The organism is Streptomyces sp. GbtcB7 (assembly GCF_019091445.1).
GTDB classification, from domain to species: Bacteria; Actinomycetota; Actinomycetes; order Streptomycetales; family Streptomycetaceae; genus Streptomyces; species Streptomyces mirabilis.
The window spans coordinates 297,559-320,005 of record NZ_JAGXJM010000002.1; the positions used below are offsets into that span (position 1 = coordinate 297,559).

Consider the following 22,447-nt stretch of genomic DNA (forward strand, 5'->3'; position numbering starts at 1 on the left):
CAAGCTTGTGCGACGGCCGTTCAAACGACTGTTCAAACGGATGTCCATACGGCTGTTCATGCGACGCTGGTCGGATGACCGACCAGCCCCTGCTCGTGATCATCGACGCCGCCAACGTCGTCGGCTCCGTCCCGGACGGCTGGTGGCGCGACCGCCGGGGTGCCGCGGAGCGGCTGCGGGACCGGCTCGCCCAGGACGGACTGCCCGGGCACGAGGATCCGGTGGAGCTGGTCCTCGTGGTGGAGGGCGCGGCCAAGGGAGTGGAGTCCGTCCCCGGTGTACGGGTCGTGGAGGCACCCGGCAGCGGCGACGACCGCATCGTGGAGGTGGTGACCGAGGCCGGTGACCGCCCCGTCCTGGTCGTCACGGCCGACCGTGAACTGCGGCGCAGGGTGACCGAGTCGGGTGCGGAGGTGGCGGGACCCCGGACGGTACGGGGGCCGTCCTGAGCCGGTGCGCGACCGCCGGGCCGGGGCAGGTCGGCGGGCGAGCGGGTGGGGCGAGCCCGGATGAGCGGCGCGGCCCCGGGGTCAGTCCGGCGGCCCCGTGCGGGCGTACAGCACCGCCCCGTCCACCGTGCCCGCCTCCTCGTAGCCCGCGGCCAGCAGCCGGCGCAGCGAGCCGACCCGGTCGGGGGCGTACGGCTTGCCCCGGGAGTCGTCGACGACGAGGGCCGGTGGGTGCGCCGTCAGTTCCGCGCGGAACACCGGCCAGGCGCCCTCGACGGCGTACTTCTCGCCGACCTGGGGACCGTCGCGGCCCCCGCTGTAGTTGGTGAGGAGCCCGGCGGTCAGATAGCGGCTGGCGGGGGTCCGGTTCGCCAGCCAGTACGTCTCCGGGTGTATGCCCCACACGAGGACGCGGTCCCCGGGATCCGTACGGTGGTCCAGGGCGGCGGCGAGACGCTGGGCGTGCCCGAGTTCGGGGCGTGGCGCGAGCAGGCCCCAGGCCAGGAACAGCGCGCAGCAGCCGACCGAGGCAAAGACGGCGGTCACCAGGCGGTCGCGGGGCAGGATCTGGAGCGCGGCCGTCGCCAACAGGGCCACGGACGGAATGAGTTGCAGGTAGTAGTGGCCGAAGAAGTGGAAGCCGACCAGGACCGCCACCGCCGACGCGCCGAGCCACAGCCAGAGTTCGGCCGCACCGGTGCGGGCCACGCGCAGCGCCCGCAGGATCGGCGGGATCAGGCCCGCGCAGGCCGCCGCGAGGATCCCCGTGTTGGTCAACCCCCGTGACAGGACGTGGAGTTCGGAGCCCCTGAAGGAGACGTAGGCACCCGAACCGGTGACCGTCCAGAACAGGAAACCCGCCGGCGTGGTGAGCAGCGCCGCGCCGAGGACCGGGGCGACCACGCCAACTCCCAGCCACAGCATGCCCTTTCGGAGGGCCGTCTCCTGCCGCCACAGCATCCAGAGCACCGGCACGAGCACCACCCCGCCGGTCTGCTTGGTCAGGAAGGAGCAGGCCACGGCGACCCCCGCGGCCCCCCAGCGGCACCGGTCGGCGCACCACATCGCGGCCGTCGTGCAGGGCAGTATGAACACCTCGAAGGTCGCCGCCTGCGCGTCCTCGGGGTTGAGCCCGATCGAGACCAGCACGTACAGCACCCCGGCCGTGCGCCCGGCCGAATCGCCCCAGCGACGCCGGGCCAGCGAGGCCAGCAGCACGGCGGTCGACAGCTGGGCCACGATCGCGAGGACGCGCACGGACGTCAGCGAACCGGAACCGAACACCGCGAACGCCGCCTCGTACAGCCACGGCACGAGCGGCGGCTTGCGGTCCACGACGGTCTCGTACAGCTCTCCCCCGCCCGCCAGTATCCGCGCCTGTACGGCGAGATAGCCCTCGTCGGGGTTCCACAGCGGCCGTACGAAGGAGGGGGCCCGGGTGAGACAGACCAGCACCCCGAGGACGGGCAGCAGCCGTCTCCAGTAGCCGGGGCCCGACATCCGTGACGCGGCTGCGGAGCGTGGTGTTTCCAGGAGCCCGGCGAGCATACGGTGCACGCTATCCGGCCCCGCGGTCTCCACCGAAGCGGGACATACGGGGTCGGAGCATCAATAGGGGCCGATCACTGGGTGTCGGGGCGTGGCGGGTGCACCGCGGCCCCGGTCGTCTCCTGGTGCCGCCCGAGACGGCTGTGCGAGCGGCCGTACAGGAAGTAGACGACGAAGCCGATCACCATCCAGGTGGCGAACCGCAGCCAGGTCTCGGCCGGCAGGTTGAGCATCAGCCAGAGCGAGGCGAGGACGGAGACGATCGGGACGAGCGGGACCAGCGGGGTGCGGAAGGAGCGGGGCAGGTCGGGGCGGGTGTGGCGGAGGATGACGACGCCGATCGCGACGACGACGAAGGCGAAGAGCGTACCGATGTTGACCAGTTCGGCCAGTTCGCTGAGGCTGGTGAAGCCCGCCAGGATCGCGATGATCACGCCGAGCAGGATGGTCGGCCGGTGCGGGGTGCGGAACCTGGGGTGGACCCGGGAGAAGAACCGCGGCAGCAGTCCGTCGCGGCTCATCGCGAAGAAGACCCGGGTCTGGCCGAGCAGCAGGATCATGCAGACCGTGGTCAGGCCGACGGCGGCGCCGAAGCTGATGACGCCCGCGTACCAGGGGTGCCCCGTCGCCTTGAAGGCGTCGGCGAGCGGGGCGTCGATGGACAGCCGGTCGTATCTCTGCATGCCGGTGACGACGATCGACACGGCCACGTAGAGAGCGGTGCAGATGAAGAGCGAGCCCAGGATGCCGCGCGGCATGTCCCGCTGCGGGTTCTTGGTCTCCTCTGCGGCCGTCGCCACCACGTCGAAGCCGATGAAGGCGAAGAAGACGACGGAGGCGGCGGTGAAGATGCCCATCACGCCGAAGTTGGTGGGCGTGTAGCCGAAGATGAGCTGGACGAGCGGGGCATTGAGACTGCCGCCCGCCTTCTGGGCCTGCGCCTTGGGGATGAAGGGCGTGTAGTTGTCGCCCACGATGAAGAAGGCGCCCGCGATGATCACGATCATCACGACGGTGACCTTGATGGCGACCACGACCGTGGTGACGCGGGCGGAGAGCTTCACACCGATGACCAGGATCGCCGTGAGCACCAGCACCAGCGCGGCGGCGAGGATGTCGAAGCCGAACCCGGAGGACCCCTCACGCCCGCTGAGATAGTCCGGCAGATGCCAGCCCGCGTTGTCCAGCAGCGAGCGCACGTACCCCGACCAGCCGACGGCCACCACCGCCGTACCGAGCGCGAACTCCAGCACCAGGTCCCAGCCGATGATCCAGGCGGGCAGCTCACCGAGCGAGGCGTACGCGAAGGTGTAAGCGGACCCCGCCACCGGGACCGTGGAGGCGAACTCCGCGTAGCACAGCGCCGCCAGGGCGCAGACGACACCCGCGACGACGAACGCCAGCGACACCGCGGGGCCCGCGTTCTCCTTGGCGACCTTGCCTGTGAGGACGAAGATGCCGGTTCCGATGATGACACCGACGCCGAAGACGGTGAGATCCAGAGCCGACAGCGACTTCTTGAGTGCGTGCTCCGGCTCCTCAGTGTCCAAGATCGACTGTTCGACCTTCTTAGTCCTGAAGAGGGTGCTGCTCACGGGCGTACCTCCACGCTTGATGTCCTCGACATGATCGAGGGGGCGTCTACCGCGCATGCCCCGATGCGGTCGATTTCACGCAAATGGGCCGGTTTCGCCACCCGTGCGGGGTGGCGAAACCGGCCCGATGGACCTGCGTTCGAGCGTGGTACGTCAGTCGCGGGCGGGCTCCACCGAGTCCACCGCCTGCGCGGCGGCCCCCGGGAAGCGGCCGTCGAGCTTGGAGACGAGACCGGTGACCTGACGGGCGATGTCCGGTGCCGTCAGGCCGATCTCCGCCATGACCTCGGCGCGCGAGGCGTGGTCGAGGAAGCGCGGCGGGATGCCGAAGTCGCGCAGCGGGACGTCGACGCCCGCGTCGCGCAGGGCCTGCGCGATCGTCGAGCCGACGCCGCCCACCCGGGAGTTGTCCTCGACGGTGACGACCACGCGGTGCTGCTCGGCGAGCGGGGTCATGGCCTCGTCGACCGGCTTGACCCAGCGCGGGTCGACGACGGTCGTGGAGATGCCCTGCTGGTCGAGGAGGCCGGCGATCTCCAGGCACATCGGCGCGAGGGCGCCGACGGAGACGAGGAGCACGTCGGGCGCGTCGGTGCCCGGCTCACGCAGCACGTCCATGCCGCCGATCCGGCCCACCGCGGGCACCGCCGGACCGACCGCGCCCTTGGAGAAGCGGACCACGGTCGGCGCGTCGGTCACGTCGACGGCCTCGCGCAGCTGGGCGCGGACCTGGTCGGCGTCACGCGGCGCGGCGAGCCTGAGACCCGGCACGACCTGAAGGATCGACATGTCCCACATGCCGTTGTGCGAGGCGCCGTCGGTGCCGGTGACACCCGCGCGGTCCAGCACGAACGTCACGCCGCACTTGTGCAGGGCCACGTCCATCAGGACCTGGTCGAAGGCGCGGTTGAGGAAGGTCGCGTAGACGGCGAAGACGGGGTGCAGTCCGCCGGTCGCCAGACCCGCCGCGGACACGGCGCCGTGCTGCTCCGCGATGCCGACGTCGTACACCCGTTTGGGGAAGACCTTGGCGAACTTGTCGAGGCCGACCGGCTGGAGCATCGCGGCCGTGATGGCGACCACGTCCTTGCGCTCCTGGCCGAGCTTGACCATCTCCTCGCCGAAGACGGAGGTCCAGTCGGCGCCGGAGGAGGCGATCGGCAGGCCCGTGTCGGGGTGGATCTTGCCGACGGCGTGGAAGCGGTCCGCCTCGTCCTGCAGGGCCGGCTGGTAGCCGCGGCCCTTCTCGGTGAGGCAGTGCACGATGACCGGGCCGCCGAAGCGCTTGGCGCGGGCCAGCGCCGACTCCAGGGCCTCGATGTCGTGGCCGTCGATCGGGCCGACGTACTTCAGGCCCAGGTCCTCGAACATGCCCTGCGGGGCGATGAAGTCCTTGAGCCCCTTCTTCGCGCCGTGCAGGGTCTCGTAGAGCGGCTTGCCGACGACCGGCGTGCGCTCCAGGAGGTCCTTCCCCCGGGCGAGGAAGCGCTCGTAGCCGTCCGTGGTGCGCAGGGTCGCCAGGTGGTTCGCCAGGCCGCCGATCGTGGGGGCGTACGAACGCTCGTTGTCGTTGACGACGATGACCAGGTGGCGGTCCTTGGCGTCCGCGATGTTGTTGAGCGCCTCCCAGGCCATACCGCCGGTGAGAGCGCCGTCACCGATGACGGCGACCACGTGGTCGTCCCTGTCGAGCACCTCGTTGGCCTTCGCCAGACCGTCGGCCCAGCCGAGGACCGTGGAGGCGTGCGAGTTCTCGATCACGTCGTGCTCGGACTCGGCCTGCGAGGGATAGCCGGACAGGCCACCCTTCATCTTCAGCTTCGAGAAGTCCTGACGGCCGGTGAGCAGCTTGTGGACGTAGGACTGGTGACCGGTGTCCCACAGCACCCTGTCCTTCGGCGACTCGAAGACGCGGTGCAGGGCGATGGTGAGCTCCACGACACCGAGATTGGGGCCGAGGTGGCCGCCTGTCTTGGAGACCGCGTCGACCAGAAAGGTCCTGATCTCGCCGGCCAGCTGGTCCAGCTGCTCCAGGCTGAGCCGGTCCAGATCGCGCGGTCCCCTGATGCGGGTCAGCAGCGGCACCCGTGCCTCCTTGCAGTAGAGCTGTTCGAGCTTTGCCGGGCCTGTCGAGTCTAATGTTCCGCCAGGACATGACTGTGCCCGGCACCGCCATTGGTACCGGGCACAGGTCAAAGGAGGCTGCGTGCAGCGCGCCCCTCAGGGGCGCGGGGAACTGCGCGACCAGCCACAGCCGGCCCGCAGCTTCCCTGCAAACCGCTACGCGCGCCCCGCCGTCTTCTGCGTCTTGCGGGTGACGGCGTCGATGACGACCGTGGCGAGAAGCACACCACCGGTGATCATGTACTGGATCGGCGACGCGATGCCCTGCAGCGCCAGACCGTACTGGATGGACACGATCACCAGCACACCCAGCAGCGCGTTCCACGTACGACCGCGACCACCGAAGAGGCTGGTGCCACCGATGACCGCCGCGGCGATCGCGTTCATCAGGAGGTCACCCGCGCCCGCGCCCTGGTTGGCGGAGGCGATCTTCGAGGCGATGAACAGACCACCGATGGCGGCGAACGTACCGGAGATCGCGAAGACCGAGATGCGGACCATCTCCACGTTGATACCGGCACGCCGGGAGGCCTCGACGCTGCCACCGAGCGCGAAGATCTTCCGGCCGTACGCGGTCCGGCGCAGCACGAAGTCCGTGATCAGCAGCACCGCGATGAAGATCACCACGGCCAGCGGAAGGCCCTTGTACTGGTTGTAGGTGATCGCCACGGCGAAGGCGACGATCGCCAGCAGCGCGGTGCGCAGGATGGTCTCGCTCAGCGGCCGGGACGGCACACCCGCGGCCTCGCGGCGCTTGTTGCCGTAGAAGGAGCTGAGGAAGAACACGGCGGTGACGCCGATGGCGAGCACGTAGGCGGCGGCGACATCGGTGAAGTAGTAGCTGGTCAGCTTGGCGACGAGGCCGTTGCTGTCCAGGTTGATGGTGCCGTTGCTGCCCAGGATCTGGAGCATGAAGCCGTTCCAGAACAGCAGACCCGCCAGGGTGACGGCGAAGGCCGGCACACCGATGCGCGCGAACACGAAGCCGTGGATCGCGCCCGCGACCGTGCCCGTGAGGATGGCCAGCACGAAGGCCAGATACTCGTTCATGCCGTGCGTGACGTTCAGCACCGCGAACGCGGCGCCCGCGACGCCGGAGACCGAACCGACCGACAGGTCGATCTCACCGAGCAGCAGCACGAAGACGATACCGACGGCGATCATGCCCGTGCCGACCATGGCGACGGAGATGTCGGACAGGTTGCCCGCGGTGAGGAAGTTGGAGTTCAGGCTCTGGAAGATGATCCAGATGATGACCAGGCCGAGGACGACCGGGATGGAACCCAGGTCACCGGCCTTCATCTTGCGCTTGAACTCGGAGGCGTAGCCCGCGAAGCCCTGCTCGCGCACGAGGAGCCGGGGGTCGACCGCGGTGACCGCCGCGGCGGCCGCCTCGGGGTTCTCCACGACGTGGTCCTCGGGGGTCTCAGAGGTCTTGTCGATGCTCACTTCTGAGCCTCCCCATTGCTGCGCGCCGCACGACGGGTCACGGCGTTCTCCGTGGCGCCCGTGATGGCGGAGATGATCTCTTCCTGCGAGGTCGACTTGACCTCGAAGATGCCGTTGTTGCGCCCGAGGCGCAGGACGGCGACCTTGTCGGCCACGGCCTTCACATCCGCCATGTTGTGGCTGATGAGGATGACAGCGTGACCGCGCTCACGCAGCCGCTCGACGAGGTCGAGCACCTGGGCGGTCTGCTCGACACCGAGGGCCGCGGTGGGCTCGTCAAGGATGACGAGCTTGGGCTCGCCGAGCATCGAACGGGCGATCGCCACGGTCTGGCGCTGACCGCCGGAGAGCGAGGCGATCGGGATGCGGACGCTGGGGATACGGATGGACAGCGTGTCCAGCAGCTCGCGGGAGCGGCGCTCCATCTCGACCTCGTCCAGGATGCCGCGCTTCTTCAGCTCCCGGCCCAGGTAGAGGTTGCCGACGACGTCGATGTTGTCGCACAGCGCCAGGTCCTGGTACACGGTCGCGATACCGAGGCCCTGGGCGTCTTGCGGCTTGTTGATGTGGACGGTCTTGCCGTCCCACTCGATGGCGCCCTCATCGATGGGGTGCACGCCGGCGATCGTCTTCACCAGCGTGGACTTTCCGGCGCCGTTGTCGCCCACCAGGGCGACCACTTCACCGGCGTGGACCTCAAGCTCTACATCGGTGAGCGCCTGGACGGCACCGAATCGCTTGGAGACCCCGCGCAACGCCAGGACAGGCGTAGCGGACACGTTAACCATCTCCTTCGCCGCCTGACCCGGCGGGAGGTTGTGCAGAAGTTTGTGGAGGGGGGTGTTCCGTCCGGCGCCCCGCCCTAGCTTTGCGGGGCTGATGGATGCGGGGCGCCGGAGGGGCTTCTATGACGCAAGTCCCGTACGGAAATTCAAGAACGAATTCCCGTACGTGGATAGAGACTTGCGGCGGCTACTTCAGTTGCTCGGACTACTTGATGCCGAGCGCGTCGCACTTGGCCTTGTAGGCGCTCGTGCAGATGTCGCTGACCGTGTAGACGCCGTCCTTGAGGACGGTGTCCTTGATGTTGTCCTTGGTCAGCGAGACGACCGCGACGATGACCGAGGGGATCGCCTTGTCGGTCGGGCTGTCGACCTTGTCCTTGGCGACGGTGTCGAGCGACTTGCCCTGGGCGAGCGCGACAGCCATCTCGGCGGCGGCGTCGGCCTCGGGGGCGTACGGCTTGTAGACGCTCATGAACTGCTCACCGGCGATGATGCGCTGCACACCCGCGAGCTCGGCGTCCTGGCCGGTGACCGGGACGGAGATGCCCGCAGCCTTCAGGGCCGTGATGATACCGCCGGCCATGCCGTCGTTGGCGGAGTAGACGCCGACGACGTTCTTCTTGCCGAGGGCGGAGATGGCGCCCTCCATGTTGGCGTTGGCGTTCTCCGGCTTCCAGTCCTTGGTGTCGTACTCCTTGCCGATGTTCACCTTGCCGTCGAGGACGGAGTGGGCACCGGCCTTGAACTGGGCGGCGTTCGGGTCGGTGGACGACCCGTTCATCATCACGATCTTGCCGGACTTGGCCTTGGAGCCGAGCGCGGTGAGGAGGGCCTCACCCTGCGTCTTGCCGACGGTCGTGTTGTCGAACGACGTGTAACCGCTGATCGGACCCTGGGCGAGACGGTCGTAGGCGACGACGGGGATGCCGGCGTCCTTGGCCTTCTGGACCGAGTTCTTGATGGCCGCGGAGTCCACAGCGTCGACGATCAGGACGTCCACCTTGTCGGTGATCATCGTCTCGACCTGCTGGGCCTGCGTGGTGGCGTCCTGCTTGGCGTTGGCGTACTGGACCGTGCCCTTGCCGTTCGTAAGCTCCTTGACCTTCTTCTCGATCAGCGGCTTGTCGAACTTCTCGTAACGCGCGGTCTGGTTCTCGGGAAGGAGCAGACCGACCTTGATCGCGTCGCCCTTCTTGGCGGAGCTGGAGCTGTCGCTCTTGCCACCGGACTCCTTGGCACTGCCACAAGCAGCCAGCGAAACGGCCATCGCACCAGCGGCAACGGCAAACGCGGCACGACGCATACGCGTGTTCACTCTTGAAACCTCCCTGACGAGGCCGCGTCGTTGCGGCCGAGGTGGCTGGAAGTCAACTCGGCCACGCGTGCGACGTCAAGAAGTAAATACTTAACGAGATGGCAACGGTGCCATGCGTTCTCTAAGTGAAGGCAGGGGCCGCTGCGGACAGCGATCCGTCCAAAAGGGTCGAATCGCCCATCTCGCTGAGTGCGAGAGCGAGCGCCCCGAGGACCTCCGCACGACCGCCAAGTGCCCCTGGCAGCACCGAGAGTTGACGTGCGGCACTGGGGATCGCGTAGCGGCCGACCGACTCTCTGATGGGCCCGAGAACCAGTTCCCCGGCCTCGGCGAGATCGCCGCCGAGGACCACCCGGCTCGGGTTGAGCAGATTGCAGAGATTCGCGACTCCACTGCCGATGTGACGGCCGACATCGGCGATCACCCGACGGCAGCCCGGGTCTCCGTCCCTGGCCAGTCTGACGACGCCCTCCATGGTCAGATCGGTGCCGTGACTGGACTGCAGGAGCGGCAGCACATAGCGCGCCGCCGTGAAGGTCTCCAGGCAGCCCCGGTTGCCACAGCGACAGACAGGACCGGATTCATCAAGGGTGATGTGTCCGATTTCACCTGCCGTGCCGCCGGGCCCGCGGTAGATCTTGCCGTCGATCACCAACCCGGCGCCGACACCGCTCGCGACCTTGATGTACGCCAGGTCCTTGACCCCGCGCCCACTGCCCCAGACCAGCTCGCCGAGCGCGCCCAGGTTGGCGTCGTTGTCCACGTACACGGGCACGCCGAGCCGCCCCCGCAGCTCCTCGGCGGGCTTCGCACCGGTCCAGCCCGGCAGGATCGCGGTGGACCCCAAGGTCCCCGACTCCACGTCGATGGGACCGGGCACGCCGAGCCCCACGCCCGCGATCTTGGACCGGTCCACCCCGGTCGCCGCGATCAGGCGACTGACCAGCTCTTCCGCCCGGTCGAAGCCCTGTGCGGCGCTCGCGTCCACGTCCAGCGGCTCGGACTCCTCGGCCAGCACCTGGTGGGCGAGGTTCCCGACCGCGACGCGCAGATGCGTATGACCGAAGTCGACGCCGATCACGATGCCGGCGTCACCGCTCAGGGACACGCTGCGGGCCCTGCGGCCACCCGCCGAAGTGGGGGTGACCTCGACCGTTCCGCCGTCCTTGAGCTCCCGGACGATATTGGAAACGGTCGCGGCGGAGAGGCCCGTCGTCCTCGCGATCTCCGCTTGCGTGAGCGAACCGGCAAGGCGCACCGCACGTACGACGCGCTCCAGATTGGCTCGGTGCAGCGACGACTGCGACCCCGGAGTCTCCACGACGACCTCCCGCGTACGAGGCCGCCACGATGAGGCCCCGCCTATGTCCAACTAGTGAACTCTAAGCTGAGCTGTTTGGGTTACCTCCCGTCAAGAGGTTGAGCTGCATCCGGCGCGGATGAGCACACATGTGCGGGACAGACCGGGCCGTAGATCCTTCTATGGCCCAGGTCACACCCCGACTGATTACAAGTTGTCGCCGCCTCCGCCGTACAAGATCAAGACCACGACGCCGCCCCGTCGGGCATGGGCTCCCGCGGAACCCCTCCGGGCGGGCGGGGCCGTTTTCGGGGGACCGGGGAATGCGGAACCCAGCGGACGGGACCGAGTGGGCGGGACCGAATATGTGGAACCGAATGTGCGGTACTGAATGTGCGGGACCGAATGTTCGGAACCGGGTACGCGTAATCCCCTCCGCGCCTTCGGAAGGGATTACGTACCCCGCTGAGTTCTCGGTGTTCGACGGATTTGGCCGTCACCTCGCTCGGCCTACTTGAGAGCCCCCGCCGTCAGCCCCTGGACCACCTGTCGCTGGAAGATGATGTACGCGGCCAGCACCGGGAGCATGGCCATCACCAGGCCCGCGAAGAGGCCCGACCAGTCGCCCTTGTAGCCCTGGCTGGTCGCCAGCTCGACGAGACCCTGGGAGAGGACCTTCTTGTCGGGGTCGGTGTTCAGCACGGTGGGGAGCATGTACTGGTTCCACTGGCCCAGGAAGTTGAAGATCCCGACGCTGACCAGACCCGGCTTGGCCATCGGCAGCATGATCTGGAAGAAGGTCCTGGTGTGCGAGGCACCGTCGACGAACGCCGCCTCGGCGATCGAGGTCGGCAGCGTCCTGAAGAACGAGGTCAGGAAGAAGACCGTGAACGGCAGCGAGTAGGCGATGTAGACGAGGATCAGACCCGGCAGCGTGTTCAGCAGACTCATGTTGTTCAGGACGTAGAACAACGGCACCAGGGCCAGCATGATCGGGAAACTCATTCCTCCGACGAAGAGGAAGTAAATGAAGCGGTTGCCCGGGAACTCGAATCGGGCGAGGACGTACGCCGCCATCGAGCCGAGCGCGAGCGTACCGATCAGCGAGAATCCCACCACGATGAGCGTGTTGCCGAAGTAGTCGCTCATGTGGGCCTGCGACCACGCGCGCGACCAGTTGTCGAAGTGCAGTTTGTCCGGCAGCGACCAGGGCGAGCTGAAAATGGAGTCGTCGTCCTTGAAGGACGTCATCACCGCCCACAGCAGGGGCAGTACGACCATGATCGCCCAGATGATGAGAATGCCGTGCGAGAAGGCGTTGAGGACGCCGCCCTCGCTGCTCTTCGCCTTTTCTGGCGGCGCCTTCTCCTTGGCCACCTGAGGACGGTCCTCGACCGGTTCCACGGGCGGCGGGGTGTCAGTGGTCTTCATGCTAGAACTCCAACCGCTCGCGCCGGCCCACTCGCATCACGATCGCCGCGAACAGCAGCGTGACGATGAGCAGCGCGACACCGATCGTGGTGGCGTAGGCGGCGTTCGCGTCACGGAACGCCGATTGGTACACGTACAGCGGAAGGACCGTGGTCGAGTAGTCGGGGCCGCCGGGACCCACGGTCATGATCTGCACGGCGGCGAACGCCTCGGCGCCGAGCGCCAGGATCCCCATGTACACCCATCCCGACTGCACGGTGTCCCAGAGCAGCGGAAGGGTGATCTTGAAGAAGGTGGTGGCGCGGCTCGCGCCGTCGAGCAGTGCGGCCTCGTAGAAGTCCTTCGGAATCGACGCCATGCCCGCCGAGAACAGCACGACGAAGAACCCGACCGTGCTCCACAGCAGCACCGCCATCACACACCACAGGGCGAGGTTCGGGTCGCCCAGCCAGTCCGGCTGGACACTGCCGAGGCCGATGGCCTTCAACGTCCCGTTGATCACCCCGTCGTTGGGGTTGTAGGCGAATTGGAAAAGCAGGGAGACGATCGCGATCGACAGCACCTGCGGGAAGAAGTAGGCGATTTTGTAGAAACCCGAACCGCGCACTCCGGTGATGGCGGCGCCTTTTCGGCGCCGCCCACCGACATTGAGCATGAAGGCGAAGAAGAGCGCGAGGCCCAGCGTCACCAGCGGCAGCAGCAAAGCGAACAACAGACTGTGCTGCAACGACTTCCAGAAGATGTCGTCGTGCAGCATTCTGGTGTAGTTGGCGAAACCGACCATCTTGAAGTCGGGGCTCAGACCGGTCCAGTCCGTGAACGAGTAGTAGATGGCCTGGACGAAGGGCCAGATCACGAAGATCGCGTACAACGCCAAGGGGGCCACCAAGAACCCCACGATGAACCGGTACTTGCCGTGTTGCATGGTTACCGACCCCGATCGAATCGCGGATGCCACCGCCGGCGACGCGTGGACACGCGCCGCTACTGGTGCTTGTAGTGCTTGATGGACTGGTCCTTGGCCGCCGCGTCCGCGTAGCCCTGGATCTTCTTGATGGCCTCGGCCGGGGTCAGCCGCCCTGCCATCATCTCGCCGAGACCGGCGACACCGATCTGCTCCTTCTGAAGCTTCACGTACCAGTCCTGGAGCCGCGGGTTGACCACGTTGGTCCCGGCCTTCTCCAGGGCCGCGACACCGGACTTGAGGCCCGGGGTCAGCGTGATGCCGTCGGTACCGCCGTTGTAGGCGGTCAGCGACTTCACCTGGCTGGTGAAGTTCTTCGACGAGGCCTCGCTGAGCATGATGCGCAGCTGCTCCATGCCTCCCTCGGGGTTGTTCGCCTTGGCCGGCACGATGAAGGGCTCGCCGCCGGAGGCCCAGATGGTGCCGAACGGCATCTTGTCGGAGCTGTCCAGGCCGGTCGGGCCACTGACGGCCAGGTTGAAGTCCTTCGGGATGACGTTCGCGGACTCGTTCTCCACCCAGGAGCCGTTCGGGATGAAGAGCGCCTTGCCCTTGGCCCAGGCGGTCTGCGACTGGATGTGGTCGATGCCCGGGGTGCCCTGGAGGATGTAACCCTTCTTGTAGAGCTCGTAGTACGCCTCGAACGCCGACTTGACGGCCGGGTCCTTCCAGGCGTTGGGCTCCAGGTTGTCGATCTTGTCGAGAACCTCCCGGCCGCCGATCTTGGCGATGAAGGGGTAGAGCGAGAACGGCAGGTAGTACGGGTACTTGCCCGCGTACGTCCAGCCGGCGATGCCCTTCTTCTTCGCCTTCTCGCACAGCGCGAGCATCGCGTCCCAGGTCTCGGGGTACGTCGCGTCGAGCTTGTCGAGGGCGGTCTGCGAGTACCAGACGCCGTAGACGGTGTACGCGTAGTACATGATCCAGACCGGCGCGCCGTCGAACTGGCCCATCTCCACGATGCCGGGGCGCAGCGTGTCGCGGACCTTCTTCGACGGGTCGTCGATGGACGGCGCGTCGAGGAGCGGGGTCAGGTCGGTGACCTGCTTCTTGCCGACGAGCACGCCCATGTCCATCTGCTGGGCGCCGGAGTTGTCGATCAGGTCCGGCGGGGTGCCGCCGTTGAACTTGGGCTGCAGTTCGGACTGGATCTTCTGGGTCGCATGGAAGTTGACCTTGGCCTTCGGGTAGGCCGTCTTGTACTGGGCGTTGGCGTCGGTCGCGTACTTCGTACCGAATCCGCCATCGAAGATGACGACGGCGAGCGGGGCCGTCTCGTTGACGCCCAGCGGGTTCTTCGTGGTCTTCTTGCCGGCCTTGGCCTTGTCACCGGAACCGCTGTCGCTGCTCGCACAAGCGGACAAAAAGCTCATCGTCGGTACGGAAATCAGGCCGAGTGCCGCGGACCGCTTGATCAGGTCACGGCGGCCGACACCCTCGGTGTTGCTGTTCTCGGCGGAAGTGGATCCCATGCTCAAGTCCTCGCCTTCTCCAGGACTCAGGCGGTGAACCGGATCCTCCCCGGCACCGCGGTTAGGTCAAGCTGGGGTCGTGCGTGAGGGATTCAGTCGGTCAACGCGGCGATCCCTGCCCGTCACACTGGCCGCCGACGTCCGATTCCCCCCGGGACGTGCCTGCCCGCGGCCGTCGAACGGCTGGGCGGGTGCCGACAGGTATAGTCCACTTCCCGTCAGCGGAGCAAGATCGAAAGCGGGTTTACCCGCGGGTCTTTTCCGAGTTGAGACCTCGCGGAAATATGGGGCGTCCGCGACTTCCCCGGGGGAAGATCGACAGGGCACCAATCTCCCACCATGGGAGTAATGCGCAGCTCGTCGCACGATATTCATCCCGGACGCCACATCCAACACCCTTGACACCACTGACAACTTGACTCCCTACTGGTCCTTGCGCAGCAAATCTGACAACGTTGTCCAGGGCCAGGGAGGGTGCTCGCGCATGCAGCACAGAGCTCGGTACAGACGGAGTTCTTCGGCTCGGCTCAGGTGGGGTTCCTCAACGATAATGGGGGTGGTAGCGCTTTCTCTGATAGCGGCCTCGCAGGGCACCGCGATTGCCCTTCCGGCCCAAACGGCGTCCGCCGATCGCGAGTTCGCCTCCTCGTTCGAATCAGGCGATCCGGCACCGACCTGGCTCAACACGGTGGACACCGGAGCAGACGGTGCAAAGCGCGCGTCGGGTGTCGACGGCGGCTACAGCAGCGGCATCCCCGGCAATGTCACCGACCACGTCACGGACGTCAGGGCGAGCGGCGAGAACACCGGCGGCGGCGAGGTGAAGGAGAACCTCGTCGACGACGAGTCGAGCACCAAGTGGCTGACCTTCGAGCCGACCGGCTGGGCGGAGTTCGACTTCGACGCCCCGGTCAAGGTGGTCACGTACGCGCTGACGTCGGCCAACGACCACGACGAGCGCGACCCCCAGGACTGGACCCTCCAGGGCTCCACGGACGGCAAGGACTGGAAGAGCCTCGACACCCGTTCCGGCGAGTCCTTCGGCGAGCGGTTCCAGACGAAGTCGTACGACATCGCGAGCCCCGTCGAGTACCAGCACTTCCGGCTCGACGTCACCAAGAACAACGGCGGCGACATCCTCCAGCTCGCCGATGTCCAGTTCTCCACGGGGCAGAGCGACGACCCGACGCCCAAGGACATGCTCTCGCTGGTGGACCGGGGCCCGAGCGGCTCCCCCACCGCGAAGGCCGGCGCGGGCTTCACGGGCAAGCGGGCCCTGCGCTACGCCGGTACGCACAAGGCGGACGGCCGGGCGTACTCGTACAACAAGGTCTTCGACGTGAACGTGGGCGTCGGGCGCGACACCGAGCTGTCGTACCGGATCTTCCCCTCGATGGCGGACGGCGACCGGGACTACGACGCCACGAACGTGTCGGTGGACCTGGCGTTCACGGACGGCACATATCTGAGTGATCTGAACGCGGTCGACCAGCACGGGTTCGCGCTGACGCCGCAGGGCCAGGGCGCGGCCAAGGTGCTGTACGTCAACCAGTGGAACAACGTCGCCTCGCGGATCGGTTCGGTCGCGGCCGGGAAGACCGTCGACCGGATACTCCTCGCGTACGACTCCCCCCAGGGCCCGGCGAAGTTCCGCGGCTGGCTGGACGACGTGGCGCTGAAGACCGTGGCTCCCGAGAAGCCCAAGGCGCATCTGGCCGACTACGCGCTGACGACCCGCGGCACCAACTCCAGCGGGGGCTTCTCGCGCGGCAACAACTTCCCGGCGACGGCCCTCCCCCACGGCTTCAACTTCTGGACGCCGGTGACCAACGCGGGCTCGCTGAGCTGGCTGTACGACTACGCGCGCGCGAACAACGCGGACAACCTGCCGACCATCGAGGCGTTCAGCGCGAGCCACGAGCCGAGCCCCTGGATGGGTGACCGGCAGACCTTCCAGGTGATGCCCTCGGCCGCCTCGGGCACCCCGGACACCGGCCGCACCGCCCGCGCGCTCGCCTTCCGTCACGAGAACGAGACCGCGCGCCCGTACTACTACGGGGTGACCTTCGAGAACGGTCTCAAGGCGGAGATGGCGCCCACCGACCATGCCGCGGCCCTGCGCTTCACCTATCCGGGTGAGGACGCGAGCGTGCTCTTCGACAACGTGACCGAGCAGGCGGGCCTCACGCTGGACAAGGACAACGGGATCGTCACCGGGTACTCGGACGTGAAGTCCGGGCTGTCGACGGGTGCGACCCGGCTCTTCGTCTACGGGGTGTTCGACGCGCCGGTGACGGACGGCGGCTCGTCCGGCGTCAAGGGGTACCTGAAGTTCAAGCCCGGCGCCGACCACACGGTCACCCTGCGCCTGGCGACCTCCCTCATCAGCATCGACCAGGCCAAGGACAACCTGCGCCAGGAGATCCCCGACGGCACGTCGTTCGGGACCGTCAAGGAGCGGGCGCGCAAGACGTGGGACAGGCTGTTCGGCAAGGTCGAGGTCGAGGGCGCGACGCCGGACCAGCTGACCACGCTGTACTCCAGCATGTACCGGCTGTACCTGTACCCCAACTCCGGCTTCGAGAAGGTCGGTTCGAAGTACCAGTACGCCTCGCCGTTCTCCGCCATGCCCGGCCCCGACACCCCCACCCACACCGGCGCGAAGATCGTCGACGGCAAGGTGTACGTCAACAACGGCTTCTGGGACACCTATCGGACGACCTGGCCGGCGTACTCGTTCCTGACGCCCTCTCAGGCGGGCGAGATGGTCGACGGGTTCGTGCAGCAGTACAAGGACGGTGGCTGGACCTCGCGCTGGTCCTCCCCCGGGTACGCGGACCTGATGACCGGCACCTCCTCAGACGTGGCGTTCGCGGACGCGTACGTCAAGGGCGTGGACTTCGACGCGGAGGCGGCCTACGACGCCGCCCTGAAGAACGCGACCGTCGTCCCGCCGGCCTCCGGCGTGGGCCGCAAGGGCATGTCGACATCCCCCTTCCTCGGCTACACCAGCACCGCCACCGGCGAGGGCCTCTCGTGGGCGATGGAGGGATACGTCAACGACTACGGCATCGCCGAGATGGGCCAGGCCCTCTACAAGAAGACCGGCAAGAAGCGCTACAAGGAGGAGTCCGCGTACTTCCTCAACCGGGCCCAGGACTATGTGAACCTCTTCGACTCGAAGGCCGGGTTCTTCCAGGGCCGCGACGCGCAGGGCAACTGGCGCCTCGACTCCTCGAAGTACGACCCGCGTGTGTGGGGCTACGACTACACCGAGACGAACGGCTGGGGGTACGCCTTCACCGCGCCGCAGGACTCACGGGGCCTCGCCAACCTGTACGGCGGCCGGAGCGGGCTGGCCCAGAAGCTCGACGCGTACTTCGCCACCCCCGAGACGGCCTCGCCGGACTTCGTGGGCTCCTACGGCGGGGTCATCCATGAGATGACCGAGGCACGTGACGTACGGATGGGCATGTACGGGCACTCCAACCAGGTGGCCCACCACGTGAACTACATGTACGACGCGGCGGGTCAGCCCTGGAAGACGCAGAAGAACGTCCGCGAGGTCCTCTCCCGCCTCTACACCGGCAGTGAGATCGGGCAGGGCTACCACGGTGACGAGGACAACAGCGAGCAGTCCGCCTGGTACCTCTTCTCCTCGCTCGGCTTCTACCCGCTGGTGATGGGCAGCGGCGAATACGCCATCGGCTCCCCGCTGTTCACCAAGGCGACCGTGCACCTGGAGAACGGCAAGGACCTGGTCGTCAAGGCGCCGAAGAACAGCGCGAAGAACGTGTACGTGCAGGGCGTGAAGTTCAACGGCCAGCGCTGGACGTCGACTTCGCTTCCCCACTCGCTCATCTCCCGTGGTGGCGTGCTGGAGTTCGACATGGGCTCCAAGCCGTCGTCGTGGGGCACGGGCAAGGACGCGGCGCCCGCGTCGATCACCCAGGACGACAAGGTGCCCGCGCCCCGCGCGGACGTCCTCAAGGGTGACGGCGCGCTCTTCGACAACACCTCGGCGACGGACGCCACGGTCACCTCGGTCGACCTGCCGACGTCCACCGCGGCCAAGGGGGTCCAGTACACCCTGACCTCGTCCGCGGACCGCGCCTTGGCCCCGGGGGGCTGGGTCCTGCAGGGCTCCTCCGACGGCACCACGTGGACCGACCTCGACAGGCGCTCCGGCGAGTCCTTCACCTGGGACAAGCAGACCCGGGTGTTCTCGGTCGCGCATCCGGGCTCGTACGCGCACTACCGCCTGGTCCTCGACAGCGAGGCGACGCTCGCGGAGGTGGAACTGCTGGGCTGACACCCTCATACGGGCGGGGCGGGCGCGGAGATCACTCTCCGCGCCCGCCCTGTTGTGCGGCCGGGGTCTCAGCTCACCGCGACGGTGAACACGTGCAGATCCGCGTTGTCCGGCAGCCGCACGCTCTTGACGGTCTTGCCGGACGGGGCCTGGAAGGGCTTGGTGGCGAAGACGTACGTGGCCACCGGGTCCTTGTCGGCGCCCGCGACATTGCGGTACGCGGTCCTGGCGACGGTCTCGTTGCCGTACTGGACGGTGCCGCCTCCGCCGCCGACGGTCCAGTCGGTGAAGGAGAGGTCGACGGAGTCCGTGCTGCCGTCGGTGTAGGTGACGGTCGCGTGGGTCTGCTGGTTGCCGTTGACCGCGCTGCCGATGAAGGACAACCGGTCGGCCGGGTGGGCGAGTTCGATGGTCTGGGCGGTCGCCGAGGCGTTGTCGGGACGGCCGGTGGGAGAGCCGGGCCAGGTGTACGTGAGGCCGTCCACGGTGCCCTGGGTGCCGGGGGTCAGGCCGGCGGCGGCGAGGGCCTGACGGGAGTAGCTCCAGCCGCCGCCGTCGTAGTCGGCCTCGTCGTGGTCGCCGGTGTCGTCGGAGACACCGGTGTTGTTGTAGGCGGCCAGGAGGGAGCCGGGCGCCGCGACGGTCAGGGCCACCGGCTGCTCGTACGAGGTCGCGGCCGACGTCACGGTGACCTTGACGTCGTAGAAGCCCTGCTGGGCGGTGTCACCGGCGGACAGGGTGATCTCCTGGGCGCCGTCGGTCACGGTGCCCTCGGCGGGGGTCGCGGTCACGCCGGCCGGGGTGTCCACCGTGAAGCGGACCTCGGGACCGGTGCCGCCGCTCAGCGCGAGGGCACGGATGTCGAGCTTCGTGCTGCCGCCGGGTGCGAGCGTCGCCGTGGTCGGGCCGACACCGATCTGGTACGGCTGCTCGCCCTCGCGGAAGGACGGCGGGGCGGCCGCCGGGTCACTGCCCCAGGTGCGGTTCGGGGTGCCGGAGAGGGTGTAGTCGAGCGTGCCGCCGTCCCGGACGAAGGAGGCGGGGAGCCAAGGGCGGTCGCTGGTACGGCCGTCGACCTTCAGCGACTGCACGTACGGGGCGTCGGCGGCGGCGCCGTTCGCGCGGATCTCGATGTCGTTGCCGCCGGGCCGGTTGATCTCCACCCGCGTGAACAGTGGTGAGGCGAGGACGAGTTCGGCGCGGGAGGGGACCTGTGGATACATGCCGAGCGCGGAGAAGACGTACCAGGACGACATCTCCCCCAGGTCGTCGTTCCCGGGGATGCCGCCCGGCTGGGTCGACCACAACCCCGTCATCGCGGCGCGGACGGTCTCCTGCGTCCTGTAGGGCGCGCCCGCGTAGGCGTACAGGTAGGGCACGTTGATCGAGGGCTCGTTGTCCAGCTCGGACTTGTCGCCGCCGTTGCCCGTGAGGGCCCAGCTGCCGTCGGCGTTGTGGAAGAAGGTGTCGAGGCGGTCGAGTGCCTTGTCCCGGCCGCCCATCGCGGCGAAGAGCCCGGCCGGGTTGTGCTGCACCATCCAGGTGTACTGGGCGGCCGTACCCTCCACGAATCCGTTGCCGGTCGCCGGGGTGAAGCCGGTGACCCAGCTGCCGTCCGCCTTGCGGCCCGCGATGTAGCCACCGCTCGGGTCGGCCGCGATGTTGAAGTTGTTCTGCCACCACTGGGAGCGCTGGGCGAAGTCGGCGGCCGTCTGCTTCTTCCCCGCCGCCGTGGCGAGCTGGGAGAGGGCGAAGTCCGCGCCGGACATCTCGAGGGTCTCGGCGGCGCCGCCCCAGGCGTTGGACACGGACGGCATGTAGTGCTGCTTGAGGTACTTGTCGAGCGACGGCCGCTGCCCGACGGACAGGACCGGCTTGCCCGAGGAGGACAGGTCGCCCTCGGTGGGCACGGTCGCCGCCTTGACCAGCGAGTCCAGCGCGCCGCGCAGGTCGAAGTCGGTGCCGCCGAAGGCCCGGATGCCGGCGAGCGCGGTCGGGGACGGGTCGCCGTTCATGACGTGGGTGCCGCTCGCGCCGTGCAGCCAGCGGTCCCAGACGCCGCCGTTCTGCCGGGCGAGTTCGAGCAGCGACTGCGCGATGTCGGAGCCGGTGTCCGGGCTGAGCAGGGTCAGCAGCTGGACCTGGGAGCGGTAGACGTCCCAGCCGGAGAAGGTGCCGTACTGGGCCCGGTGGCCGCGGCCGACGACATGGACCTTGTCGTCGGGGCCCCGGTATCTGCGGTCGGCGTCACTGATGACGTTCGGGTGCAGGAGGGCGTGGTAGAGCGCGGTGTAGAAGGTGGTGCGGTCGCTGTCGCTGCCGCCGCCGACCCTGATCGCGCCGAGCTGGTCGCGCCAGGCCCGGTGGGCGGCGTCCTGGACCGAGGCGAAGGAGCGGGACGGCGGGTTCTCGGCCGCGAGGTTGGCGGCGGCGCCCGCCTGGCTGACGTACGAGATGCCGACCTTGACGTTCACGGGGTCAGCGCCGGGCTCGAACTCCACATAGCCGCCCGCGCCCTTGCCCGCGACGGGACGGCCGCCGCTCGCGAAGCCGCCGCTGCCGCCGCTCGCCTCCGTGGACCCCGGGCTCAGCCTGTCGTCCTGCCAGGTGCCGGTCGACTTGAAGTCGCGGTCGAATCGGGCGGTGAAGTAGAGCGTGTAGTAGGCGCGTTGGCCCTCGGGGTCGAGGTAGCCGCAGAAGTTCCCGGAGGTGACGGACCCGGAGACCGTACGGGTCGCCGGGTCGATCTTCAGGGTCGAATCGGTCGACCCGACCTCGGAGTTGGCACTGCGCACCAGGAGCGAGGCGGGTTTGTCGGCGGGGAAGGTGAAGCGGCCCGAGCCGGTGCGCGCGGTCGCGGTGAGGTCGGCGGTGACGCCGGAGGCGAGGCCGACCTTGTAGTGGCCGGGCTCCGCGGTCTCGTCGGTGTGCGCGAAGTCGGCCGCGTACACCGCGTCCTTGGTGTCGCTCGCCGGGGAGGACGTGACCTCACCGGCGTACGGGAAGAAGGGGATGTCGCCGCTGCCGCCCGCGCAGCCCGTGCCGGACATGTGGGTGAGGCTGAAGCCCCTGATGCGGGTGGCGTCGTACTGGTAACCGCCGGGCGCGGCCGTACGGGTGGCGTCGCCGCGGGTGTTCTCGGGACTCCAGGAGAGCATGCCGAAGGGGACGACGGCGCCGGGGAAGACGTTGCCGCCGTTCTTGGTGCCGATGAGCGGGTCGACGTAGGTGGTGGGGTCCGGGACGAGGTCGGGTGCGGCCGTGGCGGCCGTGGCGGCCGCCGCGGGGGTGACGGTGGGGGTGATCCCGGCGGCCGCCAGGGCGACGGCGAGCAGGACGGATGACGGACGGAAACGCATGACGCGGCCCCTCCTCCTTCGGACGGGTCGCGCACCACAGGTCGCACAAGCCGCAGGGACAGTAACGTGCGCCACGGGTACCACGGAAGACCGCGTGCGGCCCCACAGGCACGCTCGGCGCACACCCCTATGGCGCAACGCGCCCCCCAGTGGTCCCTCAACTCGCTTGACATCGTTGTCGGTTGAGGCGGTAGAGTCATGTACAGACCATCAGACAACGTTGTCGCACGCCTCGATCGTCACAAGCCACGTTCCCCCAAGCTCTCGACTGCGCTCGAGCAGGGGGACCCCCACCCGGGCAGCACCCCCCTCGCCCGCCCGGGCTCGCGGACCGGGTGAGTTCC

General features: G+C 68.1%; 13 protein-coding genes. 2 read left to right on the forward strand and 11 right to left on the reverse strand.

Going from position 1 to position 22,447, the window contains the following annotated elements:
- Nucleotides 1-74: 74 nt before the first annotated feature.
- Nucleotides 75-449 carry an NTP pyrophosphohydrolase gene (locus KVT44_RS04245; RefSeq protein ID WP_217566146.1) on the forward strand — a complete coding sequence of 125 codons (375 nt, stop codon included), beginning with the start codon at nt 75-77 and terminating at the stop codon, nt 447-449.
- Nucleotides 450-530: 81 nt separating this feature from the next.
- On the opposite strand, the gene KVT44_RS04250 is transcribed toward KVT44_RS04245, so the two are convergent.
- The 10 genes from KVT44_RS04250 to ngcE form a co-directional block, all read right to left on the reverse strand.
- Complete coding sequence (locus KVT44_RS04250) at nt 531-1,997, reverse strand: glycosyltransferase family 39 protein (protein WP_217566147.1); 1,467 nt, start codon at nt 1,995-1,997, stop codon at nt 531-533.
- Nucleotides 1,998-2,071: 74 nt separating this feature from the next.
- Nucleotides 2,072-3,592 carry an amino acid permease gene (locus KVT44_RS04255; protein WP_099920201.1) on the reverse strand — a complete coding sequence of 507 codons (1,521 nt, stop codon included), beginning with the start codon at nt 3,590-3,592 and terminating at the stop codon, nt 2,072-2,074.
- A 153-nt stretch (nt 3,593-3,745) separates the two neighbouring features.
- Entirely contained in the window at nt 3,746-5,677 is a 1,932-nt protein-coding gene (gene dxs / locus KVT44_RS04260; protein ID WP_217566148.1) for a 1-deoxy-D-xylulose-5-phosphate synthase, read from the reverse strand.
- Between the two features lie 195 nt (nt 5,678-5,872).
- Complete coding sequence (locus tag KVT44_RS04265) at nt 5,873-7,165, reverse strand: sugar ABC transporter permease (protein ID WP_099920202.1); 1,293 nt, start codon at nt 7,163-7,165, stop codon at nt 5,873-5,875.
- Complete coding sequence (locus KVT44_RS04270; protein ID WP_168512090.1) at nt 7,162-7,953, reverse strand: ATP-binding cassette domain-containing protein; 792 nt, start codon at nt 7,951-7,953, stop codon at nt 7,162-7,164. The genes KVT44_RS04265 and KVT44_RS04270 overlap by 4 nt, the downstream gene beginning before the upstream one ends.
- 202 nt (nt 7,954-8,155) lie before the next feature.
- A complete protein-coding gene (locus KVT44_RS04275; protein WP_121414766.1) occupies nt 8,156-9,253 on the reverse strand; it encodes a sugar ABC transporter substrate-binding protein in 1,098 nt (365 codons plus the stop codon).
- Between the two features lie 133 nt (nt 9,254-9,386).
- A complete protein-coding gene (locus tag KVT44_RS04280; RefSeq protein WP_095852121.1) occupies nt 9,387-10,586 on the reverse strand; it encodes an ROK family transcriptional regulator in 1,200 nt (399 codons plus the stop codon).
- A gap of 489 nt (nt 10,587-11,075) precedes the next feature.
- On the reverse strand, nt 11,076-11,996 hold the full coding sequence (locus KVT44_RS04285) for a carbohydrate ABC transporter permease (RefSeq protein ID WP_217566149.1): 921 nt from the start codon (nt 11,994-11,996) through the stop codon (nt 11,076-11,078).
- A 1-nt stretch (nt 11,997) separates the two neighbouring features.
- Nucleotides 11,998-12,921 (reverse strand): carbohydrate ABC transporter permease, encoded by a 924-nt coding sequence (locus KVT44_RS04290; protein ID WP_054234021.1) that lies wholly within the window; start codon nt 12,919-12,921, stop codon nt 11,998-12,000.
- 59 nt (nt 12,922-12,980) lie between these two features.
- The gene (ngcE, locus tag KVT44_RS04295; protein ID WP_217566150.1) at nt 12,981-14,432 is read right to left on the reverse strand and encodes an N-acetylglucosamine/diacetylchitobiose ABC transporter substrate-binding protein; all 1,452 of its coding nucleotides are present in this window, start codon (nt 14,430-14,432) and stop codon (nt 12,981-12,983) included.
- Between the two features lie 550 nt (nt 14,433-14,982).
- Here ngcE and KVT44_RS04300 point away from each other — a divergent pair.
- Nucleotides 14,983-18,744, forward strand: coding sequence for a GH92 family glycosyl hydrolase (locus tag KVT44_RS04300; protein WP_254648927.1), 3,762 nt, complete (start codon nt 14,983-14,985; stop codon nt 18,742-18,744).
- 68 nt (nt 18,745-18,812) lie between these two features.
- Here the strand turns inward: KVT44_RS04300 and KVT44_RS04305 are convergent, their stop codons facing one another.
- Nucleotides 18,813-22,103 (reverse strand): GH92 family glycosyl hydrolase, encoded by a 3,291-nt coding sequence (locus KVT44_RS04305; protein WP_217566152.1) that lies wholly within the window; start codon nt 22,101-22,103, stop codon nt 18,813-18,815.
- Nucleotides 22,104-22,447 lie beyond the last annotated feature (344 nt).